Annotated in this window: 23 protein-coding genes and 1 pseudogene; 11 read left to right on the top strand and 13 right to left on the bottom strand. The window is 62.8% G+C overall.

The genetic code is table 11. The annotated features are described in order from the left end of the window. Positions 1 to 7 precede the first annotated feature (7 nt). The 6 genes from F4Z81_05990 to F4Z81_05965 all read right to left on the bottom strand — a co-directional run bounded on the left by F4Z81_05990 (position 8) and on the right by F4Z81_05965 (position 6681). Positions 8 to 1372 carry a hypothetical protein gene (locus F4Z81_05990; GenBank protein ID MXW04600.1) on the bottom strand — a complete coding sequence of 455 codons (1365 nt, stop codon included), beginning with the start codon at positions 1370 to 1372 and terminating at the stop codon, positions 8 to 10. 57 nt (positions 1373 to 1429) lie between these two features. Next, the gene (locus F4Z81_05985; protein ID MXW04599.1) at positions 1430 to 3382 is read right to left on the bottom strand and encodes a DUF3857 domain-containing protein; all 1953 of its coding nucleotides are present in this window, start codon (positions 3380 to 3382) and stop codon (positions 1430 to 1432) included. A 257-nt stretch (positions 3383 to 3639) separates the two neighbouring features. Further along, a complete protein-coding gene (locus F4Z81_05980) occupies positions 3640 to 4080 on the bottom strand; it encodes a nitrile hydratase accessory protein (GenBank protein ID MXW04598.1) in 441 nt (146 codons plus the stop codon). Next, positions 4077 to 4748 carry a nitrile hydratase subunit beta gene (nthB, locus tag F4Z81_05975; GenBank protein ID MXW04597.1) on the bottom strand — a complete coding sequence of 224 codons (672 nt, stop codon included), beginning with the start codon at positions 4746 to 4748 and terminating at the stop codon, positions 4077 to 4079. The genes F4Z81_05980 and nthB overlap by 4 nt, the downstream gene beginning before the upstream one ends. Beyond that, a complete protein-coding gene (gene nthA / locus F4Z81_05970; GenBank protein ID MXW04596.1) occupies positions 4745 to 5371 on the bottom strand; it encodes a nitrile hydratase subunit alpha in 627 nt (208 codons plus the stop codon). Before nthA ends, nthB begins: the two co-directional genes overlap by 4 nt. Next, the gene (locus F4Z81_05965; protein MXW04595.1) at positions 5368 to 6681 is read right to left on the bottom strand and encodes a 2-oxo acid dehydrogenase subunit E2; all 1314 of its coding nucleotides are present in this window, start codon (positions 6679 to 6681) and stop codon (positions 5368 to 5370) included. Before F4Z81_05965 ends, nthA begins: the two co-directional genes overlap by 4 nt. 329 nt (positions 6682 to 7010) lie before the next feature. On the opposite strand from F4Z81_05965, the gene F4Z81_05960 reads away from it, so the two are divergent. From F4Z81_05960 to F4Z81_05940, 5 genes are all read left to right on the top strand, one after another. Continuing rightward, positions 7011 to 7301: a hypothetical protein gene (locus tag F4Z81_05960; protein ID MXW04594.1), complete on the top strand. Its 291-nt coding sequence runs from the start codon at positions 7011 to 7013 to the stop codon at positions 7299 to 7301. A 40-nt stretch (positions 7302 to 7341) separates the two neighbouring features. Continuing rightward, entirely contained in the window at positions 7342 to 8007 is a 666-nt protein-coding gene (locus tag F4Z81_05955) for a nucleotidyltransferase family protein (protein ID MXW04593.1), read from the top strand. Beyond that, on the top strand, positions 7919 to 8977 hold the full coding sequence (locus F4Z81_05950) for a D-glycerate dehydrogenase (GenBank protein MXW04592.1): 1059 nt from the start codon (positions 7919 to 7921) through the stop codon (positions 8975 to 8977). Before F4Z81_05955 ends, F4Z81_05950 begins: the two co-directional genes overlap by 89 nt. Positions 8978 to 9038: 61 nt before the next feature. After that, a complete protein-coding gene (locus tag F4Z81_05945) occupies positions 9039 to 9893 on the top strand; it encodes a fumarylacetoacetate hydrolase family protein (GenBank protein ID MXW04591.1) in 855 nt (284 codons plus the stop codon). Positions 9894 to 9902: 9 nt separating this feature from the next. After that, complete coding sequence (locus F4Z81_05940) at positions 9903 to 10487, top strand: pentapeptide repeat-containing protein (GenBank protein MXW04590.1); 585 nt, start codon at positions 9903 to 9905, stop codon at positions 10485 to 10487. Between the two features lie 64 nt (positions 10488 to 10551). Here the strand turns inward: F4Z81_05940 and rfbA are convergent, their stop codons facing one another. Genes rfbA through F4Z81_05925 form a run of 3 tightly spaced genes read right to left on the bottom strand, consistent with a single transcriptional unit; the run spans position 10552 to position 14553 of the window. Then, on the bottom strand, positions 10552 to 11424 hold the full coding sequence (gene rfbA, locus F4Z81_05935; protein MXW04589.1) for a glucose-1-phosphate thymidylyltransferase RfbA: 873 nt from the start codon (positions 11422 to 11424) through the stop codon (positions 10552 to 10554). Positions 11425 to 11454: 30 nt separating this feature from the next. Then, on the bottom strand, positions 11455 to 12504 hold the full coding sequence (locus F4Z81_05930) for an exo-alpha-sialidase (protein MXW04588.1): 1050 nt from the start codon (positions 12502 to 12504) through the stop codon (positions 11455 to 11457). 45 nt (positions 12505 to 12549) lie between these two features. Next, a complete protein-coding gene (locus tag F4Z81_05925) occupies positions 12550 to 14553 on the bottom strand; it encodes a hypothetical protein (protein ID MXW04587.1) in 2004 nt (667 codons plus the stop codon). A 118-nt stretch (positions 14554 to 14671) separates the two neighbouring features. On the opposite strand from F4Z81_05925, the gene F4Z81_05920 reads away from it, so the two are divergent. From F4Z81_05920 to F4Z81_05910, 3 genes are all read left to right on the top strand, one after another. Then, positions 14672 to 15493, top strand: coding sequence for an RNA methyltransferase (locus F4Z81_05920; GenBank protein MXW04586.1), 822 nt, complete (start codon positions 14672 to 14674; stop codon positions 15491 to 15493). 950 nt (positions 15494 to 16443) lie between these two features. Further along, the gene (locus F4Z81_05915) at positions 16444 to 17595 is read left to right on the top strand and encodes a N(4)-(beta-N-acetylglucosaminyl)-L-asparaginase (protein MXW04585.1); all 1152 of its coding nucleotides are present in this window, start codon (positions 16444 to 16446) and stop codon (positions 17593 to 17595) included. A gap of 11 nt (positions 17596 to 17606) precedes the next feature. Continuing rightward, complete coding sequence (locus F4Z81_05910; GenBank protein MXW04584.1) at positions 17607 to 18422, top strand: proline hydroxylase; 816 nt, start codon at positions 17607 to 17609, stop codon at positions 18420 to 18422. 16 nt (positions 18423 to 18438) lie between these two features. Here F4Z81_05910 and F4Z81_05905 read toward each other — a convergent pair whose 3' ends face one another. Then, on the bottom strand, positions 18439 to 19425 hold the full coding sequence (locus F4Z81_05905; protein MXW04583.1) for a TIM barrel protein: 987 nt from the start codon (positions 19423 to 19425) through the stop codon (positions 18439 to 18441). A 95-nt stretch (positions 19426 to 19520) separates the two neighbouring features. Continuing rightward, a pseudogene (locus F4Z81_05900) lies at positions 19521 to 20822 on the bottom strand (AmpG family muropeptide MFS transporter). A 303-nt stretch (positions 20823 to 21125) separates the two neighbouring features. On the opposite strand from F4Z81_05900, the gene F4Z81_05895 reads away from it, so the two are divergent. Genes F4Z81_05895 through F4Z81_05885 form a run of 3 tightly spaced genes read left to right on the top strand, consistent with a single transcriptional unit; the run spans position 21126 to position 22884 of the window. Next, positions 21126 to 21734, top strand: coding sequence for a cytochrome c (locus F4Z81_05895; GenBank protein MXW04582.1), 609 nt, complete (start codon positions 21126 to 21128; stop codon positions 21732 to 21734). 20 nt (positions 21735 to 21754) lie between these two features. Continuing rightward, positions 21755 to 22204, top strand: coding sequence for a copper chaperone PCu(A)C (locus F4Z81_05890; protein MXW04581.1), 450 nt, complete (start codon positions 21755 to 21757; stop codon positions 22202 to 22204). A gap of 32 nt (positions 22205 to 22236) precedes the next feature. Then, on the top strand, positions 22237 to 22884 hold the full coding sequence (locus tag F4Z81_05885; protein ID MXW04580.1) for an SCO family protein: 648 nt from the start codon (positions 22237 to 22239) through the stop codon (positions 22882 to 22884). Positions 22885 to 22958: 74 nt separating this feature from the next. Here the strand turns inward: F4Z81_05885 and F4Z81_05880 are convergent, their stop codons facing one another. After that, complete coding sequence (locus F4Z81_05880; GenBank protein ID MXW04579.1) at positions 22959 to 25463, bottom strand: FtsX-like permease family protein; 2505 nt, start codon at positions 25461 to 25463, stop codon at positions 22959 to 22961. Continuing rightward, a complete protein-coding gene (locus F4Z81_05875) occupies positions 25369 to 26475 on the bottom strand; it encodes an exo-alpha-sialidase (GenBank protein ID MXW04578.1) in 1107 nt (368 codons plus the stop codon). The genes F4Z81_05880 and F4Z81_05875 overlap by 95 nt, the downstream gene beginning before the upstream one ends. Positions 26476 to 26573 lie beyond the last annotated feature (98 nt).

Genomic DNA, 26573 nt, shown 5'->3' with positions numbered 1-26573 from the left:
GATGCCGCTACAGGGAAAACGTGATGCCTGCGCCGCCCCTGAGTCCGCTCAGGGTGATGGATCGATTCGAATTCGGGTCGTCACCGCTCATGTGATGGTACTTCAGATCCAGCCGGACGCCAAGAAGCCCGGTATCGTTGGCAAAAAACCACACGTCGCATCCCCCGCCGACGAATCCGCCGATCGACGTGCTCCTGTGGGCCAACAACCTCGGCGGGCGTTCGATGTTCCCCAGGAGGACACCCGGGAAATTGGCGTTATAGCGGCCGACCCCGGTCTGCAGGTACATTCGGGTCGTCCGCGAGACCATGGTGGAGGTTTCTGCAAAGAATGACAGGGCCGAAATGGATGCGCCCGGTATTTTGGGCGAGTGGTCCAGGTTGTTCACCGTGTACTCCGCATGGGGCGTTATCATGAACTGCGACCAGCTGGCGCCCGCCCAGACAAAGCCCGTTATGCGGATCGAAACGCCTAGGTCGCCGCCCAGGTAGGACCTGGCCGCCATCTTGAGATTCGGCAACGGCACGCGGGCCTGGTTCGCCCCGGTTGGCGCCAGTCTTGTGGCCTCCAGGCCCAGTTCGCCGAGCTGGAACATCCAGTTTCCCGTATACCACACCGTGAATCGCGCGTCCTTCGAACGGTTTTCGAACCGGGCGGACCGTGCCGTTTCGTTCCGGTATATGGCATCGGCCAGGTATTGCCGGATGCTTCCGGCGTTTGGACGGTAGAATTCCTGGTAACCGATCTGGCTCGGTCTTATTTCGATCAGTACATGGAACCGGTCTGCCGCCTCGTCATAAGTTCCCTGGTTGAACAGCTCGACCGCGTTATCGTAAATGGCCTGCAGCTTTGCGATCTCTGAGGCGATGTACCCCGCTTTCTGGCTCTGGGCCAGCATGAAATGGTTGCGGGCCGCCTGTTCATCGCCCCGCTCGAGAAAAGCCAGGAACGTCAGGTAGGAGGACAGCGCGGTGGGTCCTGCCTTCTCCTCCGTGAACTCATCCCGTTGCAGTGCGGCTTCGTCCAAGTCTATACCGTAAGCCGCGCTCGCTCGCGGGTGGTCCGGATCTATTTCCAGACATTTCCGATAGTATTCCGCGGCGGTCTCCACATCCTCCCGCAACGCCGCGAACAGGGCCTGCTGGTACAGGTATTCCGCCAGCGCTAGGCGCACGTTCTCCCAGTTGTCCCATTCCTCCAGGTATCTGCTGGCGGTATAGGGCGACCGGATGTCGACTTCTTCGGAGGTCGGCTGTCGCTCCAACTGGTGCCAGAGGTCATAGTACGCGCCGAGCAGCGCTTCCGGCGAGTTGGCCCGGCCCTGTGCGGCCTGGTCCTGTGCGGCCTGCGCATTCAAGCACAGACTGGCCATGCAGCATACCGCCATTACTCGAATCACCGTCCGTTACCTCCGGCATGAGGCGGCAATCTAAGGCGCCGGTTGTTCGACCAGGACCACCTGCTGCTGATCCGATTCGGATATCCGGTTGAAGAAAGACCGCAGTTCCCGGTACAGCCGGACGCTGATCGAAGCATGATTGAGTGCGTATTGCCGGGTATACAACACGCCTTCCGGTGTTTTCTTGTACCTGGCCATGAAACGTCCGAAGGGCGCCCGGACTAGCACGGGAGTCGGCATGGATTCGACGACGTATCCTTCAGGCGGAACCAGCGTTACGCGGTCAAGTGTTCGCTCGACCGGTCCGACGTAGACCGTACTGGTTCTCTCTGCGTCCGGCAGTACTTCCTCGTCGATCCGTCCGAATACCGCGGGCGAGACCAGAAGCCGGTTCCCCGCGGCCGTCGCCAGGCCGGTTCCCTGAAACGAGAACGCCATCGTGACCGGCATCGCGCCGCTGGACTGGTCGTTGAATTCCAGTTTGCTCAGCGACACGTCGGAAACATACCGTTGAAGTTGGTTCCTGAATGCCTGTTCCCGATCGTCATCGCTGCCATAGGCATAACCGCGGCGGTAGCCTGTGGCCATTTCTCCCGTTGCCGTTATGCTGCCTTCCGCGGAAACGGTGCCGTCGGCTTTCATGCTCAGGGCAAGCTCGCGTTCCTCCTGGTTCATGTGGTTCGTCGACGGCGTCCTGGTTATTGCGCCGGAACCATCCAGCACCAGGGCCGGAACGCCCTGATTCTGCCAGGGTACGACCCCGACGGGCGTGCCCATGAAAGTCGGGTCCAGCCATATGGCCTCCCCACCTTCTACGGGCACATGCGTGACCAACCGTTCAAACTGTACGGGCGTCGGCATGGACGGCGTGAAAGGCACGCCGTCCAATGGGGCGATCAGGGCGGGATGGGCCTTGATCCCGGCCTGGTCGAGCATCGTGCAGAGCAGCACCGTCAGATCGATCGACTCGCCCCTTTTTCTGGCCAGGATCCGGCCGGAGTAGTTGCCCGTGCTTCCGATGAACGGCATGGGCGTATACCTGATGTTGCGTTGCACGTAGTCGTATATCGCCGCCACCTTGTCATACGGATTGTCGATACCGGCCGTGAGGCTGTCGACCACCGCGGGGATGACGCCGCGTCGTCTCATGTGCGCCTCGTAGTGTTCCCGGTAAATGTCGTCGACGTCCTTCCAGTTCTCGAGGATGCTGAACCGTCCCCTGTCGGTATTGAAACTCACCCAGGAGAAATTCATGCCCCCGCGCCTGTTTTTCAACGGACGGCTGAAAGGCTCCTCCTGGACGCCCGGCATGTTGCGTACGGTCCAGGTGTAGGTGGTCCCGCGGCCGTCGATCCAGCGCTCCCTGGACGTCTCGGGTTGCTGCGCGAGGTTGACGTAGCCGCCTTTGTACTCGAATTCTTTGGGAACGGTCACGGTGAGCGTGGAACTGAGCGTATAGTCGTATCCCTGGAAGAACCACGGATACAGGTAGAAGATGTTCTCGCTGGTGGTCTTGTACTGGTATTCGATGATCGAGCCGTCTTCCACCCCGGGGATGGTGAACCTCTTGATTTTGCCGTACCGGTCCGGCCCGGGGAGATCGGCCACGGTATTGGACTTCATGTCAATGGTCTCGCCGTTGCCCAGGATGACCCTCGCGCGGATATCGCTGATCTTTTCCTGGCTCAGGTATGGTATCGTTACGGTCGCGTAGTCACGTCCGGTTTTATTGAATACCTTGATACGTCGGTAAATCGTAAGTTCCCACCAGACCTCCCCGGTAAAAAAGACCCGAAGCATCCCGTCGTTGAATACGATCAGCGCCTCCGATCCCGGATCGAATGGGTTCTGGTTCAGGACGAGCAGTTCCCGCTCGACATCCTTCCACTTGACCGCATATGCAAACGTTGGCAATGAGACCCATAACGCGAAAAGCAACAGGCAACGTACGAACATGCCATTCATGGTATATGCTCCAATCATCCCGAATTGATCCTTCCGTTGCGGTCTGAAGCTATGTCGTGCTGATTCGAGATCATCCGGCCGGAATATCGTGTGTCTTTACTCAGATTTGGTATGGTAAGTGAAGAATATCGCACGGCAAACTATTGCCGAGGGCACTGAATGTCAACGAATAAGAAAGGTTCCGAATGGTATGCCGGGTGCAACCCATGCAAAATACACCGTTGCTCGGAGAATCCCGGCCTCACGGACGTTCTATAGAGCGCATGGGCGCGCGATCAGGGGCGCATGAATGGGTCGTGCGGGGGTTTTCCAGGGTGCCGTGACGCGAGTTCGACCGGTTTCCCGTGCGGCGTGTCGAGATACGCCTTTTGCCAAGCGTCCTTCCGGCTGGACGCCTCCTCCTGCGACACGAGCCCGCGCTCTCTGCAGAGGCGCTCCAGGGCCCGGAGCCAGTGCTTGTAATAAGTATCGCCCAGGTCGGGGTCGCCCTCCTGCTGTGCCGCACGTATTTCCTCGCTCAGCGTGGCGGCCCACTCGCTCCACGTGAAATGACCTTCGCCGGAGAGACGCACCGCGATCGCAAACGCCGATGCCTCCCATGGCGCGGCAAACACCGGCGAGCCATCGTCCCCCGGCGGGATGTCCCCCGGCGGGATGTTTCGCGGCAGGATGTCCCCCGGCCCGTTCGTGCCGCCGGGCAGTTGCGGGTCGGTCATGGGGCAGGCTCCAGGTACGTCTCCCAGAGGTCGACATATACGGCGCTGTTCGCGTTGGCCGATTCCCCCCACAGATCACGGCCCTCGAAGCGTACGTTGTAGAGGTGCCTTCCCTCTTCCACGCCCTGGGAGCTCAGGTCCGGATAGACCTGCGATCCGTAGTGCTCACGCACGATCCCCGTGCGGCCTCGAACGTAGCCCGGTACACGGGTGTGCCCAGGTGGATTGTGGTTGATCGCGCGCACGCGGTCGCCCGGCGAGAACCGGGGCGCTGAGGACGCCGGCCGGACGTAACTCGAAGTCATGTAGGGGGCCGCACGCACCTGTTCGGCATGCACCACCTTCTCCAAGACGCGTTCCGGTACGGGGGTCGATGCCCTGCCCGTCTGCAATTCCTCCGTCGAAACGAGACCGGCCCCTACCAGTTGCTCCCTGATCCCCGCGAACCAGTTCTCATAGTAGGAGTTGGCGAGATAGTCGGCGGGAGGCAACTGTTCCCTGTTGTGTCGCGACATGTCGATGTTCCACAGACCCAGAAGTCCGATGAGCCGGACGATTCCGTACACCCGGCCCTCCCATGTCTCGTGGAAGACCGGCTCCTCGGACTCCGGTTCCGGCCGCACCGGCCCGAATCCCCGCATCCCGCCCATATCGTGTACACCGCTCATGCTTCGCGGACCTCCGATCCCGGTGGCCGCGCCTCCTCGACCCCGATCATGGCGTTGCGCGTCACGAGCTGCATGAGTTCCTTCTCACTCCATCCCTCCGTGCCTTCGGGACGCTGCGGCAGCACGAGGTAGCGCATTTCGGAAGTGGAATCCCACACCCGCACCTCTTTCCCTTCGGCGACCTCCGTACCGAACTGTCTCATCACGCCGCGCGGATCCACGACAGCCTGTGCTCGGTATGGCGCGGACTTGTACCAGACGGGAGGCAGGCCGAGGAGCGGCCACGGGTAGCAGGAGCAGAGCGTACAGACCACGAGGTTGTGCACATCGTCGGTGTTCTCCACGACACGCATCTGCTCGCCCTGCGCCCCTACGTAGCCCATCGATGCGATAGCGGCATTCGGGTCGTCGAGCAGCCAGTGTCTGAACGCTTCATCCGTCCATGCACGCGCCACGACGTGTTTTCCGTTCGCCGGGCCGATCTTGTCCTGGTACAGGTCGATGAGTGCGTCCAGCGCTTCCGGATCGACGAGTCCTTTTTCCACGAGCAGTGATTCGAGCGCTTTCACGCGCAACTCGATATCCTGGGGCGGGTCCGTGTGGTCTTGGCGGGAGTGGCTCACGCGCCGTCCTGCCCGATCAGCAGTTCGAGCGGCTGCTCGAGGATTTCCCTGAGGTGGGAGAGGAAACGGCCGGCGACCGCACCGTCGATGAGCCGGTGGTCGGAGGACAGGGTGACCGACATCATGGCCTTGATCTCGACCTTGCCGTCCACCACGACGGGGGTGTCCTTGACCCGCCCCACGGCGAGAATGGCCGCTTCCGGCGGGTTGATGATGGCGGTGAACTGGTCCACGCCGAACATGCCGAGATTGGAGATGGTGAAGGTGCCGTAACCGTAGTCTTCGGGACCCAGACCCTTTCCGCGGGCCTTCTCGCCCAGATACCGGGTCGCGGAGGCGATGTCGAAGACCGATTTCTGATCGGCGGATGCCACCACGGGCACAACCAGGCCGTCGTCGAGGGCGACGGCGAAGCCCACATTCACGTCGGCGTATTCCACGACCTCGCCGCCCTCGAGAGAGGCGTTGACGGCGGGAAAGGACCGCAGGGCGATGCCGGCGGCCTTGATGATCAGGTCGTTCACGGAAACCCTGGCCAGGCCGCGCTTCTCACCATAGGCGATCAGCTGTTCCCGAAGCCCGGTGAGGCGGGTCATGTCTACGTCCATGGTGAGGTAGAAGTGGGGAATGGTCGACGCGCTTTCGGCCAGTCGTGTCGCGGCAATCTTGCGCAGTCCGCTGAGCGGTGCGCGGCGATGGGCGCGTTTCGAACCCGGGCCGGCTGCGGCCGGGACGGCCGCGGGTGCCGTCGGAGCCGCTGGAGGTGCCGGGGCCGGCGCGGGTGCCGCTGCGGCGGTCCGGGCGGCGTAGGCCTCCACGTCGGAAAATACGATCCGCCCGCCGGGACCCGTACCCGCGAGGTGCTCAATGGCGATGCCGAGATCGCGGGCGTGCCGCCGCGCCTTCGGGGAAATCTTCACGCGGCCGGGTGGTCCGGGCGTTGCGGCGCCGGCGGCCGCCGCGTCATCCGCGCCCCCTGTGGTGCCGTCCGCTGCGCCGTCCGTAGTGCCGACCGTCGCCGCGTCGCCGTCACCGGGGTCACCCGCGTCGACCGCTTCGGCAATGACCTCGCCCGCTTCGCCGATGTAACCGATGACCTGCTGAATGGGCACGTCGTCGCCCGGGCCGTTCAGAATCTTGAGTAGCGTGCCGGAAGCCTTGGCCTCCACTTCCATCACGCTCTTGTCGGTTTCGACGTTGAAGAGCACCTCGCCTTCCGTGACGGAATCGCCTTCCTCTTTCATCCACTCCACGATGATTCCGGATTCCATGGTCATGCCGAGAACGGGCATGATGATTTCAGTGGCCATTACGGGCTCCCCGGGGTGCGCTGCAAAGCACGGACCAGTTCGGTTTACGTCGTGCTAAACCCTATGTATGTAACTGACTTACAACGCGGTTCAAAGTCCGTAGAGCATACACTTCCACGGGGTTGGCGTCAAGCATTTTTTGATTGACTTGGACCGGCGGGAAGGGATAGATTCACCCCGATTCTGCATTCGAAAATCGCGGAAGGAAAACCGTCCCGAGGTATGGCATCTTCTCCGCGGAACGAATGTATGAACAGGTGCTCGGAACGGCTTGATCCGAGGCCCTGTTCAGCTGTTGTTCACCTACCTGCGTGGAGGATCCAAGCCACATGGAAATCAAAGTCGATCGATACACGAAAGTGGTGTTGACGCTGATCGCCGTCGGCCTGCTGGCGAATGTATTCAAGGATGAACTGTCCAGCGTGTCCACGCCGTTGAATCCCCGGCCGGCCATGGCCAAGAACATCGTCATGGGATCCACGATCACGAATATGGGACAGCGTTTCATCACGGCCAGCCCCGACGGGAAGACCGTCTACACCTGGTTCCGGGAAGAGGACCAGCAATGGTACGATCGCGACAAGGTGTATTTCATAGACGCCGCGCACGCGGACGATTGACAGGCGCGCCGCGGGTGAAGATTACGCTGAGGAGCGGGACGTGGGCGACGAATCCTCTGAAAACCGGGCCGTGGGCGCTGGCCCGGCCGATCCGATGATCACGGGTCTCGTGCTCGCCGCCGGCCGTTCCGAGCGCATGGGGACGCCGAAGCAGTTGCTTCCCTTCGGTCGCGTCACGCTGATCGAACAGGTGGTCCGTACGCTGACGCGTTCGCGCCTGGGGAAGGAAGTCGTCGTCGTGCTGGGCTACCGCGCCATGGACATCGTAAAGCGGATCTCGGGATTGCCGGTCCGCCTCGCGTACAACCCGGACCCGGAAGGCGACATGCTTTCCTCGATCCGGTGCGGCCTGGCGTTCATCGAACCTGATCAGGCCATCATGATCGCCCTCGGCGATCAGCCCCTGGTCACGACCGGGATCGTGAACCGTTTGATCGACGAATACGAGGGACGTCCCGAGGGCATGGTACTCCCGGTGCACGACGGGAAGCGGGGACATCCCATGATCCTGTCGCCCTTGTACCGCGAGGAAATCCTGTTCGAATCCATGCCGGGCGGATTGAAGGCGCTGCGCGACCGGCACTCAGGCAGCGTCCGCGCGGTACCGGTGGACACGGATGCGGTACTTATCGACCTGGACCACCGGAGCGATTACGAAGAGGCCCTGCGCAGATGGAAAGAGGAACCCGAATCCGGTGAGCGCTAACGTACTCGTTACCCGGCGCATTCCCGACGAGTCCATCCGGATGTTGGATGCGGCCTGCGGTGTGGTGGACGTCAATCCCCATGACCGGGCGATGACCCGCGGGGAGTTCCTCGAGGCGGTCCGTGGCCGCGACGGGCTGCTCTGCCTGCTGACCGAGGACATCGACGGCGAGGTCCTGGACATCGCTCCTGGCCTGAAGGGCATAGCCATGTATGCGGTCGGGTACAACAACGTCGACGTGGACGCCTGCACGCGGCGCGGTATTCCGGTGTCCAATACCCCGGGCGTGCTGACCGACACGACCGCCGATATCGCCTGGGCCCTCATTTTCGCCACGGCCCGACGGGTCGCGGAAGGAGACCGGTTCGTGCGCGACGGCCGATTCACGGGATGGGGTCCTCTGCTGATGCTGGGCAGCGACGTCACGGGCAAGACGCTGGGCATTATCGGCGCGGGACGCATCGGTACGGCCACGGCCCGGCGGGCCGCCGGGTTTTCCATGCCCGTCGTCTATACGAGCCGCAGGCGCAACGCGACCATCGAGTGCACGGGCGCGCGGTATCTCCCGCTGGACGACCTGCTCAGGGAATCGGATTTCGTGTCGCTGCACGTGCCGCTCACGGCCGAAACCACCCACCTCATCAGCGGACGCGAACTGGACCTGATGAAGCCCACGGCCTACCTCATCAATACGACCCGTGGACCCGTAGTCGACGAGAAGGCCCTGGTACGGGCACTGCGCGAAGGCGTCATCGCCGGCGCGGGACTCGACGTCTTCGAGCGGGAGCCGGAACTGGAACCGGGCCTGGCAGACCTGGAGAACGTAGTCATGCTGCCCCACGTCGGCAGCGGGACGGTCGCCACGCGCATCAAGATGGGCAACACGGCCGCGGCCAACCTGATCGCCATGGTCAGCGGGGGGGACCCGCCGAACTGCGTGAACCCGGAATGGAAGGAATATCGCACCTGAGCGCCCGTACAGTTTCTGAACCCTTCAACATATTCAAAAGGACCAGATACAGGAGCCGGATATGAAGCTAGTGACCTATGGAGAAAGCGGACAGGAACGGATCGGTGCCGTCGTCGGCGATGAAATCGTCGATCTGAGGTCCGCCGACGCGTCCCTGCCCGGCACCGTGCTGGGCGTTCTGGAAGCGGATGCCGTCGAGGCGGTGGCCCGCATCTCCCGGGCGGTGGAAAGCGGTGCCGGTACGCGGACGCCCCTGGAAGGCGCGCGGCTGGCGTCTCCCATACCCCGTCCGCCCAAGATCGTGTGCGTCGGACTCAACTACCTCGATCACGCGACAGAGCAGAACGTTCCGCTGCCCGAACACCCACTGCTCTTCTCCAAGGCCACCTCGTCCGTGGTGGGTCCGTACGACGACGTGGTGCTGCCGGCGGAAAGCGAGCAGGTGGACTACGAGGTGGAACTCGCCGTGGTCATCGGCAGGACCGCCACGGCCGTCTCCGAAGCGGACGCCTACGACTACATCGCCGGGTACACCGTGGCCAACGACGTGAGCGCCCGCGATATCCAGTTCCGGCAGCAGCAATGGCACCAGGGCAAGAGCTACGACACGTTCTGTCCCATGGGCCCGTGGCTGGTGACGAAGGACGAGATACCCGATCCTAACGCGCTCGCCGTGAAACTGACGCTGAACGGGACGGTGCTGCAGGACAGCAACACCGACAACCTCATCTTCAACGTGCCCACGCTGGTGTCGCGCATATCGAGCGTCATGACCCTGGTGCCGGGCGACGTGATCTCGACCGGTACGCCCGCGGGCGTGGGCGTGTTCCGCGAACCGAAGATCCTGCTCAAGGCCGGCGACTACATGGAAACCTACGTGGAAGGAATCGGCACGTTGAAGAACCACGTGCGATAGAGGAAAATCATGGAGAAACTGAACAGGGAACAGGCGCTGGCCCGGGCGGCGGACACGGGCGACCTCACGGGCGTTGACCTGGGCGGCCTTGATCTGTCGGAGGCCATTCTGCCCCGCGTCGATTTCAGGGACGCCAACCTCGAAGGAACCGATTTCACCAACGCCGATCTGACCGAATCGGAGTTTCGCGATGCGAAGATGAACGGCGCGGATCTATCGGGCGCGAAGCTCGAGAGAGCGGTGCTGATCGGCGCCCACATCGTGGGAGCCCGCTTCGACGGCGCCCACATGGTCGGTGCGTTTCTCAACGGCGCGACCGCGTCGAGCGCCAGTTTCAGGAAGGCGGACCTGCGCGCAGCCCGGATCGGCGTGCCCAGGTTCCAGTCCGACGATCCCTTTGCCGCGGCCACGAGTTTCGAAGGCGCGGATATGACCTGGTGTCTTTTCGGCGATGCAGACCTGACGGGGGTGGACCTGAGAAACGCCAACCTGTCCCATGCCCACATGTACGAGACGGAGATGCGCAGCGCCCTGCTCGACGGCGCGGTCCTGACCGGCGTCCGGCTGAAGCGGCAGACCGTCCAGGCGGAGTAGCCGGGGCTGCTTGGAACGGCCGAGGGCCTGCTCGGGGAGACCTGGCGCGGGCCACCCGGACCCCTTATTCGTCCGGACCGGCTAGCCGGCGCAGGTACTCGCAGTACGGGTTGTCTTCCACCAGGTTACCGGTCCTCAGCACCTGGTTCCGGTCGATGAAGCCCTTCCGGTAGGCGATCTCCTCCACGCAACCGATCTTCAGCCCCTGCCGGTGCTCGACGGCCTGGACGAAATTGCTCGCCTCCAGCAGGCTTTCCGGCGTGCCGGTATCCATCCAGACAATCCCTTCGTCGAAACGTTCCACCTTCAGCATGCCCCTGCGCAGATAGATGTTGTTCACGTCGGTGATCTCGAGCTCGCCCCGTCCCGATGGGCGCAGGGTCTTCGCGATGGATACGACTTCGTTGTCGTAGAAGTACATGCCCGTCACGGCGTAGTTGGACCGGGGATGGCGGGGTTTCTCCTCGATGTTGACGGCCCGTTGACGCTCGTCGAATTCGACCACGCCGTACCGTTCGGGCTCCTTGACGTAGCAGGCGAAGACGAGTCCTCCTTCCCTGTGCTGTGCGGCACGCTCGACCAGTTCCGAAAGGCTGCTTCCATAGAAGAAGTTGTCGCCGAAAATCAGCGCGCAGGGATCGTTCCCGATGAAGGACTCGCCGATCAGGAAGGCCTGCGCCACCCCCTCCGGCGCGGGTTGCACGGCATAGTCGAAACGCATGCCAAGGGCGCTTCCGTCTCCGAAGAGCCGCCGGTACAGGTCGATGTGGTCGGGGGATGAGATGACCAGGATGTCCCGGATGTCCGCCATCATGAGGACGGACAGCGGGTAGTAGATCATCGGCTTGTCGAAGATGGGGATGATCTGCTTGGATATGGCCAGGGTCTGCGGGTAGAGGCGCAGCCCGTGGCCGCCCGCGAGTATGATGCCCTTCATGTACGGTCTCCGGTTCTCGGTTGTGTGCGCTCACCCATCCATCAACCATTCCAGGTCGAACCGGGACAGGGTGATTGTCTCGTAGGAATGGTCTTCCCCGCGCTCGTACAGACACGCGGCGGTCCCGTCCGGAAGCACGGCCAGGGATGAATAGGCGGCCGGTCCCGGATGCAGCACCCGCTCGTGGAGCCAGGATCTGCCGCCGTTGCCGGAGAGACGCACGGTCAGGTTGCGCCGCTCCTCCCGGCTCGCAGGATTCGAGAACAGCAGCCGGTCGCCCTTGTCGGGATACCGGACGAGGGCCGCCTGGCAGATCGGTTCGATCAGGGTTTCGTCGTGGCGCTGGTCCCGCCAGGTCATCCCGCCGTCGCTGCTGACGGTGACCTGCCGGGTGCGTTTGGTCCGGTCGTAATTCCGCGTGTTGAGCACCACGTCCCCGTTCTCCAGCTCGACGACGCAGCATTCGTTGACCTGGTCCATCGAAGTGGAACCGCCCAGTGCCCAGGTTTCCCCGTGGTCGTCGCTGTAGACGACATGGGAGTAGTAGCGCTTCGTGCCGGCCTCGATATGATCGCAGGGAATCATAAGCCGGCCCGACGAAAGCTGGATGCCGTTGCCCGGCCCGGTGGCGTACCAGGTCCAGTCCGGTCGCTTGGCGATGGCGGAGATGTCCCGGGGTTCGCGCCACGTGCGGCCGTCGTCCTCGCTCGCCGTGACCCACACGGTCCGCGTGCCCTCGCTCGTCCCGTCGATGATCCGGGGTTCGTGGTCGATGCCCAGGTTGTGGGTCATCGGCAGCCAGACGGTCCCGGTCTCGCGGTCGACGACCGGGCAGGGATTGCCGCAGGTGTTCCCCGCGTCCCCCCAGACCACCGACTGCTTCGACCAGGTGCGCCCGCCGTCCGTACTGCGTTTCACCAGCAGGTCGATGTCGCCCGTATCGCTCCGGCTGTTCCTCCGGCCTTCGCAGAAGGCGAGGACCGTTCCCCGGGCTGTCACGATGATCGCGGGAATGCGGTAGGTATCGTAACCGTCCGTGCCGCTGGTCCACAGGACGGACTGTTCACAGGTGCCGATCATGCGATGCTCCCGGTTGGTGTCGATTCGCGTCGATTCACCCGGATTTCAGTTGAATATGATATGGCCCGTTACCCCCGTCAATCCATCTATGATGACCCATAATCCGGCGCTTACGAACTCGCCGAGGATCAGGCCCAGGAAGAAGGGCAGCATCTTGCGGTAGATGTCGATCCCGCCGAACTTGAGGATGAGCCCCTTGACCATCCAGGCCAGGAATATGGAAAACCAGGCGGTGAGGAGCGGCGCGGAGGCGCCCACCGGAAACCCGATGAAATGCAGGGGCCACCATATGAACTTCTGCCGCAGGAACATGAGGGCCCACATGATGGCGGCGCCCAGTCCGAAGAAGAACCATCGGCCGGCGGGTTCGGACGTGGCGGTGATGGTCGTGGCGTAGTAGTTGAACCGGTTTTGCTGAAGCTCCCCGAAGAACTGCCAGTTGAGATTGATGCCCCCGTATTCGTAGGCCAGGTACATGACCGTGTAGATCGAACTGGCCAGGCTGCAGATTATGGCCAGGCCGATGGCCGCGGTGAGCCAGCGCTGGTTCCCGAGCCCCGCGGTATCGGCCAGCTTCAGGCCGTTGGCCATGGAGGGCATGATGAGCGTGCGGGTGTGGGTGAACCAGAACTTGGTCAGCCCGATGGCGACCAGGTTGCGCGGTCCGAAGACGGGTCCGGTGAACCCGTGGATCATGAACTCCTGGGGATTGAAGGTCTCCGCGAAGAGGACGCCTCCTTCGGCCACGATCCGCGCGAAACCGACGTAGACCGCCAGCACGAGGATCAGCAGTATGATGGCCAGCCAGGCGGACAGGCCGATCATCCACAGCCATCCGAGCAGGAACAGCACGCCCAGTCCTCCGCCGATCACGGCGAACCGGTAGGAGAGGGGTTCGTTGGCGTCGTGCGGAGTGGCTCCGCCGCGTAGCGCCTTGCCCAGGATCTCGCGGATATGGGCCCGGGCCAGCCAGAGACTGAAGAGGGCGAGGACCAGCAGGGCGCCGAACATCTGGTACTCGCCGGGCAGCGTGGTACTGCCCGCCAGATCGATGCCGAAGCTCGCGTTCGCCAGGTTCTGAAAACGGCCAATGAGGAAGAAGAGCCAGAGGCTGAAGGAGATCTCGAGACTGAGCAGATAGGCGAAGCCCACCAGCGGGAAGGACAGGTTTATGGGCAGCACCAGCTGGTTGCCGAAGAGACTGATCGTCTCCTGGAAGTAGATGGTGGGAAAGAAGTAGATGTAGTTGTGTACGGCGTTCCAGGCGTTGATCAGGAAGGGTATGGCGAAACCCGCCCACATCATCCGGTTGCGGAAGAACGGCGCAAGGCGCGAACGGGCACCGTTTTCGCCCGGATCGATCATCTCGGCCGGCAGCTTGACCAGGGGAAAGACCAGGCGCTCGCGCTCCACCCACTGCTTGCGCAGGATGACCGTAATGCAGAATACCACGAAGTACAGCACCAGCACGAAGCTGAGCCAGGCGGCGAGGGGTCCGGCCCACTCGCCCCAGGGGATGGCCCCGCCCCGGGGAAGGCCTTCGAAGAACGATCGTACGGCCTCGGAGTCCTGGGGCAACAGCCAGGGTTCCACGTGAGGGGTTATGGTCTCGATCCAGCGGTTTTCCGGCGTGGCGTAGTACATGGACGCCATGGCGGGAAGCAGGACCTCGGTCAGTCCGTACGACGGGATGGCCGACGCGATGAGCGACATGATGTAGACGACGGCCAGTTCGCCTTGCGTGAGGGCGAGTCCCGGCGACCAGGTGCGCAGCAGCGTGTTGACGATGCCGACGAGAACGGCGAAGAGGAAGACCACGCCGATGGGCGTGAAGTTGCTGCCCAAGTACGAACCCTGGATGATCATGTTGGAGTAGGGATCGGCGACGCCCAGGATCAGCGAGCAGGCCATGCCCACGGCCACGGCGCGAGGCGTGACCATCTCCCTCGGCGTAAATACGCGATGGGCTTCCCGGGCTGTTTCCGGCGGGGTGACCGACATGGGGAGCCTTTCAGGCCGGCGCAATGCGAACGGTTCGCGGTCGGTCATGGGGAACGACCGGTGAAGGAAAAGGGTATAGCCAGCCGAAAGCCTGTGTCAAGGTGATTGTCCGCGCCCGGGAAGATAGGCTTGACGCTGTTCAAGTCCTCCTGTACGGTTGTCAATCATGGCCATTACCAGTCTGCAGAATCCCCGAATCAAGGCGATCCGGGCGCTCTCACAGCGCAAAAGGCGCCAGGAGACCGGATTGTTCTTCGCGGAAGGCATCCGGCTCGCCGGCGAAGCGGTGCAGACCGGGGCGGATGTCGAAACCCTCGTCTTCGCGCCGGAACTGCTACGAAGCGATTTCGGAAAGGACACGGTGCGCCGCGCCAGAGTAGAAGGCGTTGCAATCCTGGAGGTCGGCGCCGACGTCTTTCGATCGTTGTCAGGGAAGGACGGACCGGCGGGGATCGGGGTCGTCGCAAGGCAGCGATGGACCGCCCTGGACGGCGCGTGTGCGAGGCGCGCCGATGCCGCTGCAGCCGACACCCTGGGCTGGGTGGTCCTCGAAGACGTGGGCAGCCCGGGCAACCTGGGTTCGATCCTTCGCACGAGCGACGCCACTGGCACTACGGGCGTGATCCTGCTGGGCAATACGGCGGATCCCTACGATCCGGAAGCTATCCGCGGAAGCATGGGCGCCGTATTTTCGCAGCAGGTCATCCGTTCCTCCCTCGAAGCGCTGATCCAGTGGAAACGCCAAGTGAATATCCCCATGATCGGCACTGCGGACGCCGCGCCGGCCGACTTCCGGTCCGCGACCTACGCCCCACCCCTCCTCCTGTGCCTGGGAGGCGAGCAGCACGGGCTCTCCAAAGAAGCAATAGAAGCCTGCGATACCGTGGTAAGCATTCCCATGGCCGGCCGGGCCGATTCGCTGAACCTGGCCGTGGCCGCGGGCGTGATGCTGTACGAGGTATTGCACCAGGCCCGGGACACGCGCTGACCTCTGCCGTCTACAATCATTACAAATCCTCGCTAAAATGTTGACATTCAAGAAACTGTGTCATTATATGAAATATTCAAGGCATCGTACAGACCGCCATCCCTCGTGACTCGCTGATTACAATACTGAATTAAACTGACCGTCCGTGATAAGGGGCTTCCCGATGCACTGGTTATTACGTCTTTGCATGTTGCTGGTTTTGAGCGCTGTGTCCTCGGTTGCAGTGGCTCAGAGTTTGGGAGAACGCGTAAGGGTCACTACTTCGCCATCCGATGTACGTTTCGATGGATATGTACAGGAGAGTCCTTCGGACAGTTTGCTATTGAGGCTGACAAACAGCAAACTGCTATCCGTACCGCGGGTAGATATCGTGTTGTTGGAACGCTACATGGGGAAGCGAACCTATAAAAAACGCGGATTTCTGATAGGTGGCGGGACAGGAGCAGCAGTCGGGATAGCAGCAGGTTTGCTGGCCGAAGAAGACTGTGGTTTGATTTCTTTCTTCTGTGGTACCAAAGAGAGACTCCAATGGACCGCCGTAATCGCTGGCTATTCCGGGTTAATCTGTGGGGCGGTTGGCATGGCGATCGGCGCGGTAATCGAAAGAGACCGATGGGAGAAAATCTCCAGCACGAGCACCAGCGGGATAAGGTTATACCCGATGTTAAACGTAGCGTACAGTGAACATTCAGGACAAACCCTCTGGGTTGGAGTTCGCGCCCGACTTTAATGATGATGTTCAGTTTAACGTAAAATCCCCAAAGATAAGACCAATCCTTCCGGACCGCAGGCCGCCCGGGCCTCACGCCGCATACTCCCATTCCGCAGCGGCTGATTGATTGATCCAGGATCGCCACTTTTCCTTGTCATGGCCGCACCAGCCGACGTATAATACCGACCTGACTTTCGCACGCCCGGCACGCTCATCCCAAATACATCGAGGTACTCCCATGCCAGTTACCCGCCGCGCTTTTCTGGAAACCTCCGCCCTCGCATTGACCGGCCTTGCCGCTGGTCACGCGGCGTCCGCGAAGGCCCACGCCGCACCCGTACCCACTAACCACGGCGCACCCGCACCGCCAACCATTGTTTCGTCTCGCAACGGGATCCGCGGCGTAAGGAAGGCCTACGAGATGATGTCGAATGACCAGGCCGACCCCCTCGACGCGGTCATCGCCGGCGTGAACATCCAGGAGCTGGATCCGAATGACCAGTCCGTGGGGTTGGGCGGGCGTCCGAACGCAGACGGCGTCGTCACCCTGGACGCGTCCGTCATGCACGGTCCCACACGACGGGCCGGTTCCGTCGCCGCGCTGGAGGACATCGCCTCGGCGTCGCTGGTGGCCAAGGCGATCATGGATTACACCGACCACATCATGCTGGTCGGCAAGGGCGCGAAGCGCTTCGCCCTGGGCATGGGTTTCAAGGAGCAAAACCTGCTGTCGGAGGAAAGCAGGCAGGACTGGCTGCGCTGGCGTTCCCAGCTCAACCCGGACGACGACTGGCTCGACCACGAGGACGATATCGTGATCGATCGCCCGGGCGGCACCATCAACATGTGCGGCGTGGACGCCAACGGTGATATCGGCAGCGTGACGACCACGAGCGGCCTGTCCTGGAAGATCCCGGGCCGCGTGGGCGACAGCCCCATCATCGGCACGGGCCAGTACTGCGACAACGAAGTGGGCGCCGCCGGTTCCACGGGGCGCGGCGAGGCGAACATAAAGGTCTGCGGCGCTTTTCTCATCGTGGAATTCATGCGGCAGGGCAAATCACCCCAGGAAGCCTGCCTGGCTACCCTCGAACGGGCCGTGGCCATGACGGAGGACCGTCTGCTGACGGACGACGGCCGGCCCATGTTCAGCCTGAACTTCTACGCCGTGGCCAAAGACGGCCGGTTCGGCGGTGCGACCATGTACCAGATGCCGGATGAATACCTGGAGTACTTCCCGGGACGGGACAGTTACGCCGTGGCCAACGCCGACGGCGCCCGGCTTGTACCCCTGGCGTACGTTTATGACAAATCGAAGATTCCTGGGCCGACGATGGAACGTTTGATGGAGCGGGTGGAAGAGAGGAAGTTGGAGCGGGAGCAGAGATAAAGAGGTAAAGTATGACGCTTAACGACCAGCAGATCGACGCTTTTCACGAATCGGGTTACCTGTTCTTCGCCGGATTGCTCGACGAACAGGAAGTGAGGACGCTAAAGGCCGCGGTGCCGGACGTGCTCAGCCGGCAGGGTCCGGAAGTGGTGCGGGAGAAGGACGACCCCACGGCCGCCCGGCTGGCCTTCGGCGCCCATACCTACTCCGAGCCCTTCGAACGGTTGGCGCGGCTTCCCCGCCTGATGGATCCCGTCCGGCAGTTGCTGGGGGACGAGGTCTATCTCCACCAGACCCGGATGAATCCCAAGCAGGGCTTCGGGAGCGGGGCTTCTTGGACCTGGCACCAGGATTTCCCGTCATGGTACAAGGTCGATGGCATGCCCGAGCCGAATTGCATCATGGCGTCGGTGTTCATCGACGACTGCACGCCCGTCACTTCGCCACTCCTGATCATTCCGGGTTCCCACCGGTGGGGCCTGCTGGACTCGGAATTGCACGAGGACGCGAAGGGCCGCGGCTACGATCTGTTCCATATCGACCAGACCACGCTGCAGCAACTGGCCGACGAGAACGGCATCGAACCGCTGATCGGTCCCGCGGGCTCGGTCGCCCTGATCCACAGCAACATCGTCCACGGTTCGGCCGACAACGTCTCGCCCTGGCGGCGGGCCATCTTCTACCTGATCTACAACGCCGTCGGCAACGCCTGCACGCGCGAGGTCAGGCCCTGGTACCAGAACAACCGGGACTTCACGCCGCTGGAGCCGATCGGGGATGATGGGCTGCGGACCTACAATGCCGCACAGGCCACCCCGGCTCGCTAATCCGATCTAGTCCAGGCTAGTCCGCGGCATTCGCCGCCTGGATCGCCGCGTGGATGTACCCGTAGGCGTAGGCGAATCCCACCTGGCCCGCTTCGGGCCCCGAAATGCCGGGTACGTGGTCCGGCATGATCATGTACTCGTACCCCACTTCCTTATAAGTGCGCATCGCCTTCAGCATGTCGACGTCGCCCTCGTCGGGGAAGACCTCCACGAAGTTGTTCAGCCGTCCCTTGATGTTCCGGAAGTGGACGTTGAAGATCTTCTTCCGAGTGCCGAAATAGCGGATCACGTCGTAGATCTCTTCCGCGGGGTTCTCCAGGCTTTCCGACATGCAGCCCTGGCAGAAGTTCAGCCCGTTGTAGGGACTGTCGTACAGGTCGATGAGCTTCTTGAAGCCGTCCGACATGCCCAGCACTCGGGCAACGCCCCGGTACGTCCGACCGTGCCCGATGCCCGGGTCCGACGGGTGGCAGGCCATCTGTACCTTGTATTCCTCGGCCACGGGGATGATCGTCTTCAGCCAGTGATCGATGCGTTCCCACATCTCGTCCTCGTCGGCGGGACCGCCTTCGAATTCAGGCCGGGCCTGGTCGAGCTTGTCGTAGTCGAAGGTCGACAGCTTCGCGCCGCCGCGGCCGTAACTGGGTTCGGTACGCAGATGGCCCAGCAGGGTGATGTTGTAGTTCAGTCCCCGTATCCCGGCCTCCGAAGCCATGCGCACGGTCTCGCACATGCGGTCCAGCGCGCGGTCCCGCGCATCGCTCTTGCCCAGGAATATGGCGCCGGCCTCGTTGTGGAAGGCACTCGCGGAGCCCAGGGGAATATGGATCATCTCGAGGCTGATCCCGTACCGGTCGAACCGCTCGCGCTGGGCCTTCAGCAGGTCGGCCGTCCATTCGGCCCAGGGCTCCTCCGGCGTCTGGTCCACGTTGAACACGCCGAGCTGGGCCAGGACCTCGATATCCGTATCGTTCCGGCACCGGGTCTGCGTTCCGATGTACATGTATAGCCTCCATGGTTCGGTGATCAGGTCGCTTCTTCGGGTTCTTCCTGCATGGACTTGCCGAAAATACGCACGCGCTTGCCGGCGAGCAGGTCCCTCAGCCTGGTCCGGATGGCCCAGAGACACGCGAGAGAGGGGACCACCATAAGCGCCGTGATGATGAAAAAGGTCCCCCAGTCGCCATCGAGCCAGTCGACCATCGCGCCCGAGGACGCCGCGAAGAGGGTTCGCCCCGCCGTACCGATCGAGGCCAGCAGCGCGTATTGCGTGGCCGTATAGGTCCGGTCGACGAGCATCGAGATAAAGGCTACGAATATGACTGTCGCGAAGGCGCCCGTAATGTCGTCCGCCACGACGGCGGTCGCGAACATCAACTCGGACTTGCCCGTCCAGGCCAGGGTAGCGAAAAGCAGATTGGTGGCCGCCATGGCGACCCCCGCCGCGAACATGGCCGGCACCAGTCCGACCCGAATGGCGAAGAAACCGCCCAGCACGGTGAAGGCCACGGTGACGACCCAGCCCAGCCCCTTGGAATAGAGGGCGATGTCCGACAGGTTGAATCCGATCTCCCGGTAGAAGATGAGGGACATGCGGCCCAGGAACGCTTCGCCGATCTTGAACAGGAAGACGAATCCGAGCACGGCGGCGGCGATTGCGAATCCGTTGCGCCGGAAGAAGCTCGTCAACGGATTGGCCACGGTACCCGCGAACCAGGCGACGACCCGCCCAAACCCACTCGGCAGCGCCAGGCCGGAGGCAATCCGTTCGTCGTCCTCGGCCTGTGCCGCGATGCGATCGGCGGCGGTGGACTCCCGGACGAAGGCGAGGCCGATGTTGCAGAGAATGACCACCGCCCCGAGACAGAGGAAGGTGGTCTGCCAGTAGTCTTCGACGCCGGCGGCCTGCAAGGCCTGCGCGGTCTCCAGGGCGATCACGCCGCCGAGTTTGAACCCCGTCCACCACCCGACGACGGCCGTGGCCGCGCCGGCGGCCATGGATTCCGATTCCGACGTGCCGATCTGCTCGATGCGCAACGCGTCGATCGCGATGTCCTGGGTGGCGGACGCGATGGCTATGACGAGTCCGATCGCTACGACAACGCTGAGATCCGCCGTCGGATGGGCGAGGCTCCAGAGCGCCAGGCACGCCAGGATGACGGCCTGAAGCGTAACGATCCAGGCCCGCCGGTGGCCGAGCCATCCCGTCAGCAACGGCAACCGGATACGGTCGATCAGCGGCGCCCAAAGGAAGTTGAAGGCGTACACGCCGAAGATCAGGCTGGCCCAGCCTATGGCCGTGCGGGAAAGCCCGTCATCTTTCAACCAGAGATTGAGGCAACTGCCGATGAGCACCCAGGGGAATCCGCTGATGATCCCGAGCAGCAGTATGCGGGCCATGCGGCGCTCGAAGTAGATCGACAGCGATTCCCTGAAGCTTCGCAAGGTCTCTCCCCGGTTGCGGTGCGTGCCCGGTCCGGCCGTGGGTGGGATGGGGCGTTGAAGACGACGGAAATGTATGCACCCCCTCATGCATCGTCAATTGAATTGCGGGGGTACGGACCATCGTCCGCCGGCGCTCCGGACCAACCTCTGCCGACGCGCCGGACCATCGTCTCCCGCCGCCCCGGACCACCCGATCCGGTGGTGAATACGAGGGCGGTAGTCGTTGACAGTGCGACGGAATTCCCATAGGATAGAACCATGTTTTCGGCTGGGACAACGTGGTTGAAGCCGGCTCGAGCGCTGCGGCTTCGGGGCAGCCTGTGGCGCAGGGGCAGTCCATGGCTTCGGAGCGTCAGATGGCTTCGAGGCGGCCCATGGTTCGTCGTCGTGCTGGTGCTCCTTTACACTGGATGCGGCTCGTCCGGTTCGGACTCGGAACCAGCGGACCCAGATGACAGGGAGGCCGTTGCCCGGGCGTTCATGGCCCAGCTGGTCGAAGGCACGATCACGCCGGGGACGATCGGCTTTCACGAGATCCCCTGGGAGTTCGTGCAGGACGGAAAGGCGCTGTATGCCCGGTACGGCTGCACCGTGTGCCACGGTATGGACGGCCATGGCGACGGCCCGATCTCCTACACGTTGAAACCTCCACCGCGCGATTTCCGGGACCCGGGGGCCTACCGTATCGGACGCGACGTGGTCACGATCGCCCGCACGCTCAGGGAAGGCATGCCCGACAGCCCGTCCATGGTGCCCTTTCCCCATATCAAGGACGAAGAGCGCTTCAAGATCGCCATGTACGTGGCGTCGCTTCAGCCGCCTGCGGACGCGCCTTCATTCTACAAGCCGCCTGCGGATGCGCCTTAACCTGAACCCTGGTACTCGATATGGCGAACAAGACCTGTCACAGGTGTATTTTCGGAATCTGGATATTGATGGTGATCATCACGGCCGGCTGCCAGCCGGCGGACGACCTGGAGATCGACGGCGCCTGGGTCCGGGCTACGCCGCCGAACAGGGACGTCACCGCCGCCTACCTGGTGATCCGGAACCGGTCGGACCAGCCCAGGGAACTGCTGTCCGTTGAGACTCCGGCCGCGGCATACACGGAGCTGCATGCCATGCGCCAGGTCGACGATATGATGGAGATGGATAAGATCGAAGGCGTGGTGGTTCCGGCGCAAGGCGAGGCGGCATTGGAGCCTGGCGGCAACCACATCATGTTATTCGGTGTAAGCAACCCGCTGGAGGAAGGGGAAGAGGTTACGCTAACGCTGCGCTTCGACGATCAGTCGGCACGGACCGTCACGGCCGAGGTGCTGAAGAGCCGTCCGTAGGTGCGTTCATTTTGTGCAGTTGATCTAAAGGTATTCCATTGGGTACAAAGACGCCTTTTTATCATTCGACGATTACGATCCTCAGCGGTCTGGCTACCTTGGTCGCCGCAGCCACCCTGGTCATTCCAGGATGCCGCACCGAACCGCCGCCACCGCCGCAGATCGACATCCCCGAACTGCTGGACTACGGCGAACGGTTCGGCGGCTATTTCACGCTCACCGACCAGGACGAGGAGTCGTTCGACCTGGCCGAGCACCGCGGCGACGCCTTCCTGATCTTCTTCGGCTACACCTACTGCCCCGACGCCTGTCCGCTCATGCTTTCCAAGCTGGCGGCTGTCTACGACGTGCTCGATCTCGAACCCGGCCAGCGCGTGCGTACGATATACATCACTGTCGATCCTTCGCGCGACACGCCGAAGCAGCTCAGGGAATACCTGGCTTATTTCTCCACGGTGGACGTCCGCGGTCTCACGGGATCGCGGGAGGAGATCGACGCGGTCGCCGAACGCTACGGCGTGCTGTACAAGTACCAGGAGCCGAACGAGACGGGCCATTACCTGGTAGCCCACACGACCACCCTGTTCCTCGTGGACCGGGAGGGTCGGCTGCGCTACCGGTTCCATCCGAGCGACACCCCGGAATACATCGCGGCGGGTATCGGACTGCTCTTCGAATAGCCTGTAGACCTTACTTGCAGGTTGGTTATCGATGAGGGACCGGTTTCCGGTACCGGGACGGTTCGCAATAAAGTCTATTGATCGCGTCGGAGCGATTCGACCGGGTTCGTGGCGGCGGTCCGCAGCGTCTGCGAACTGACCGTCAACCACGCGATCAACAGCCCGAGCAGACCGGCCGCGGGGAACAGCAGCAGCGAGACCTCGGTATGGTAGGCGTACTGCCTAAGCCACTGCTGCATGACGTAGTAGGCCACCGGCCAGGCGATGACGTTCGCGATGACCACGAGGACGGTGTACTCCCTGGAAAGCAGCAGGACGAGTTGACGTGCCGATGCGCCGAGGGCCTTTCGTATGCCCACCTCCCTCGTACGCTGTTTTGCCGTGAAGACCGCGAGCCCGAACAGGCCGAGGCACGCGGTGAAGACTGCCAGGCCGGCGAACATGGTCACGAGTCGGCCCAGCAACTGATCCGAACGATAGAGCCGGTCCACGTCCTGGTCGAGGAACGAGTAGGTGAAGGGGATTTCCGGCATGGATGCCTTCCACATGGATTCCAGGTCCCGCAGGGTCTCGCCGGGATCGCCGGGAACGAACCGCACGGCCCAGTAGCCGGAGCCGCCGAAGGTGAAGATCACCGGTTCGATCCGCTCGTGCAGGGTCCTTAAGTGGAAGTCGCCCACCACCCCGACAACCTGCAACTCATTGTTCCTCATTCGTACAAACTGATTCATGGCCTCTCCGGGTGAACCCCATCCCAGGCGCCTGACCGCCTCCACGTTGAGGAGACTTCCGGTCGATCTCCCCCACCCATCTCCGTCCGGACCCTCAACCCACTCGAAGTCCCGTTCCCACGAGATGTCCCTGCCTTCCAGCAAGGAAAGGCGAAGCGTCCGGACCATGCCCCCTTCGGTATGGATATGCTGCATCTCCACGGTACCCGCCGACGGATCGTCGACGCGGCCGACGGGAAGGATGGGCAGCCTCCCGCGGCCGGCCGCGCGGCCGGGCATGTAGTTCGCCCCGGAGACGCTGACTACCCCGGCATGCTGCGGGTACCGGTCCCGGATCAAGTCGAAGTCCATGCCTTCGAGGTCGGGCAGGATCACCACGTGTTCCTTCTCGAAACCCAGGTGTTTTTCCCGCATGTACTCCAGTTGCAGGTATACCGTTCCCGTGCCGATCATCAGCAGGATGGCCATGGTGAACTGCACGATCACGAGGGCTTTACGCAGGTTCACGGCACCTGTACTCGAGGGACCGCGGAAGATCGCCGCGGGACTGATCCGGGACAGCAGCAGGGCGGGGTAGGCGCCGGCGAGGACGCCGGCGGCCAGGACGATGACCGTGCCGCCCAGCACGGACCAGGGTTCCAGTGCGGGCATGGAAAGCACATGACCCGTCATGGACCTGAACACGGGCAGGATCACCCAGACGGCGGCCAGGGCAACGAGGAACGCGACGGCGCTCAGGAGTATGGTTTCGCCCAGGAACTGCCGGACGATCTGGCCCCGCGTAGCTCCGGAGACTTTGCGCATGCCGATTTCACGGGCGCGGGTAATGGACCGGACGATCGCCAGGTTCGTGAAATTCATGCAGGCGATCATCAGGATGAACATCGCGATGGCGATCAGCATCCAGATGAACGAGACGTCGCCGCTTCCCTCCATTTCCAGCTCCAGTTGTGAATAGAGATGGATGTCGAAAAGCGGCTGCAGGGTATAGGTGTGCGTAAAGGCCGTTGCCCGTTCGGAGGCGTCGACATGTTCATCCAGCCGTGCCTGCAACAGAGCGCCGATCCCGCCGGGTGAAGCGCCTTCCGGAAGAATCAGGTACGTGTAGTACTGGCTGTTGGCCCAGTTCGTCAGCAGGCGGATCGGATCGCCCCGCCCCGTCGTGGTGGCGATGGATACGTAGAAATCGGGGTGATAATGGGCATAGGGCGGTGGGTCCTCCATGATCGCGGTAATCGTGAAGGGAAAGAGGTGGTCACCGGTGATCGTTTTGCCGATGGGGTCGGCATCCCCGAAGTACTTGCGGGCCATGGAGGCGCTGATGACCATCGTATTCGGCGCCGTGAGCGCGGCTTCCGGATTGCCGCGCACCAGGGGCACATCGAACACGTCGAAGAGGTTGCCGTCCGCCCAGTAGACCCGCTGCTCGTAGAATTGTCTTTCATCGGTTGTGAACAGCCAGGTCCCCACCGTCGCCCGAATACGCAGCACTTCCTCCACTTCGGGTAGCTGGTTGCCGATGAAGTCGGCCAGGATGCCGGGTGTCCGCGCCGTGCGGTCCGTCACCACACGGTAGATGCGATCTCCCCGCGTATTGTGCCGGTCGTAGCTCAGCTCGTCGCGGATGTACAGGAGGATGACCAGGCAGCAGGCCATGCCGATGGCGAACCCGATCACGTTGATCGCCGCGTGGGACCGGGACGCGAGGATGTTCCGCCAGGCGGTGAGGAGGTAGTGTCCGATCATGGTCGCCTCAGGGGGCAAGCCGGGTCCAGAGGACATCCATGGCGTCTTCGGTTCCCGCGTAGTAGGCCACCAGGACCGTGCCGTCGGACAGGGCTTCCGCATAGGGCAGTCCGAAGGACCACACCGAGAAACCCAGGGCGCCCTTGGGATCTTCCTTCGGCGCCTCGTGGGTGTACAGGGTCACCTCGGATTCCGGTCTGAAGACGCCGTCGATGGACGGCGCGACGCGGGCCTTGATGGACTGGTCGTTGAAGCGGTCCACCCAGGCAAGGACGACGCGGCCGTCCGGCAGCACCGCGGGATGGGCCGCCTGGTCGGTGACGCCGATGTCCTCCGGGTCCGACCAGGTCCGGCCGCAGTCGGAACTGATGCGCCGATGGATGTTCAGGTAGGACTCTGTTTCGGTGTTGTAGGTCCACGCGAATGCGCCGATTCGGCCGTCCGGCGCGACCGCCGACCTCAGGTCCCAGTTGAAGATCAGGCCCGTCGGATCGTACCCGATATCCACCGGCTCACCCCAGGTCATCCCACCGTCCGTGGAGTGAAATGCGACGACCCGCTGATACCATTTCGAGGAGTCGAGATAGTGCTTGTTGGTCTCGATGGTCATAACCAGGGTGCCGTCCGGCAGTTGCATGATCGGATTGGTCAGGCTCGCGGGCCCGATCTCTTCCGGCATGGGCACTTCGCGCCACGCGGTCCAGGTATCTCCGCTGTCTTCGGAGTCCGCAAGGAGGATCGACATGGGCACGCATCCCTCGGTCTCCGGGTTGAAAAGCCCAGGGGCGTCGGGATAGGTCTCGCGGTCGATCCACATGGACGCGGCGATGATCCGGCCGGGCGCCAGTTCCGTGAGGTAGACGATCTTGACCGATCCCCGGACGCCGCGGAGGGCCGGGCACTCGAAGGGCCGTTCGGGTGCGGTCCAGGTCCGCCCGAGGTCGGAGGACCGGCTGACTTCAATTACTTCGTCCGCGCAGTCCTTGGTCGTGCCGCTGTGCCAGGTGGCGATCAACGTACCGTCGGACTTGCATAGGACGGCTGGAAATGTAAGGTTTGCGCGGTCGGTGCCGGATACGCTACGGCTGAGTACGCCAGAGTCGATGATGCGCATGGATCGATGCCTTTCGAGATGGGTTGTTTATCCTGTTCGGGGCCGGGTGCTGCCCAGGGACGCGACAGATTTCGACCGGGTTCGAGTGGGTCCAGGCA

The organism is Gemmatimonadota bacterium (assembly GCA_009835325.1).
Classification (GTDB): domain Bacteria; phylum JAAXHH01; class JAAXHH01; order JAAXHH01; family JAAXHH01; genus JAAXHH01.
Note: the sequence above shows the minus strand (reverse complement) of the source record. Positions and strands in the feature narration are given on the sequence as shown.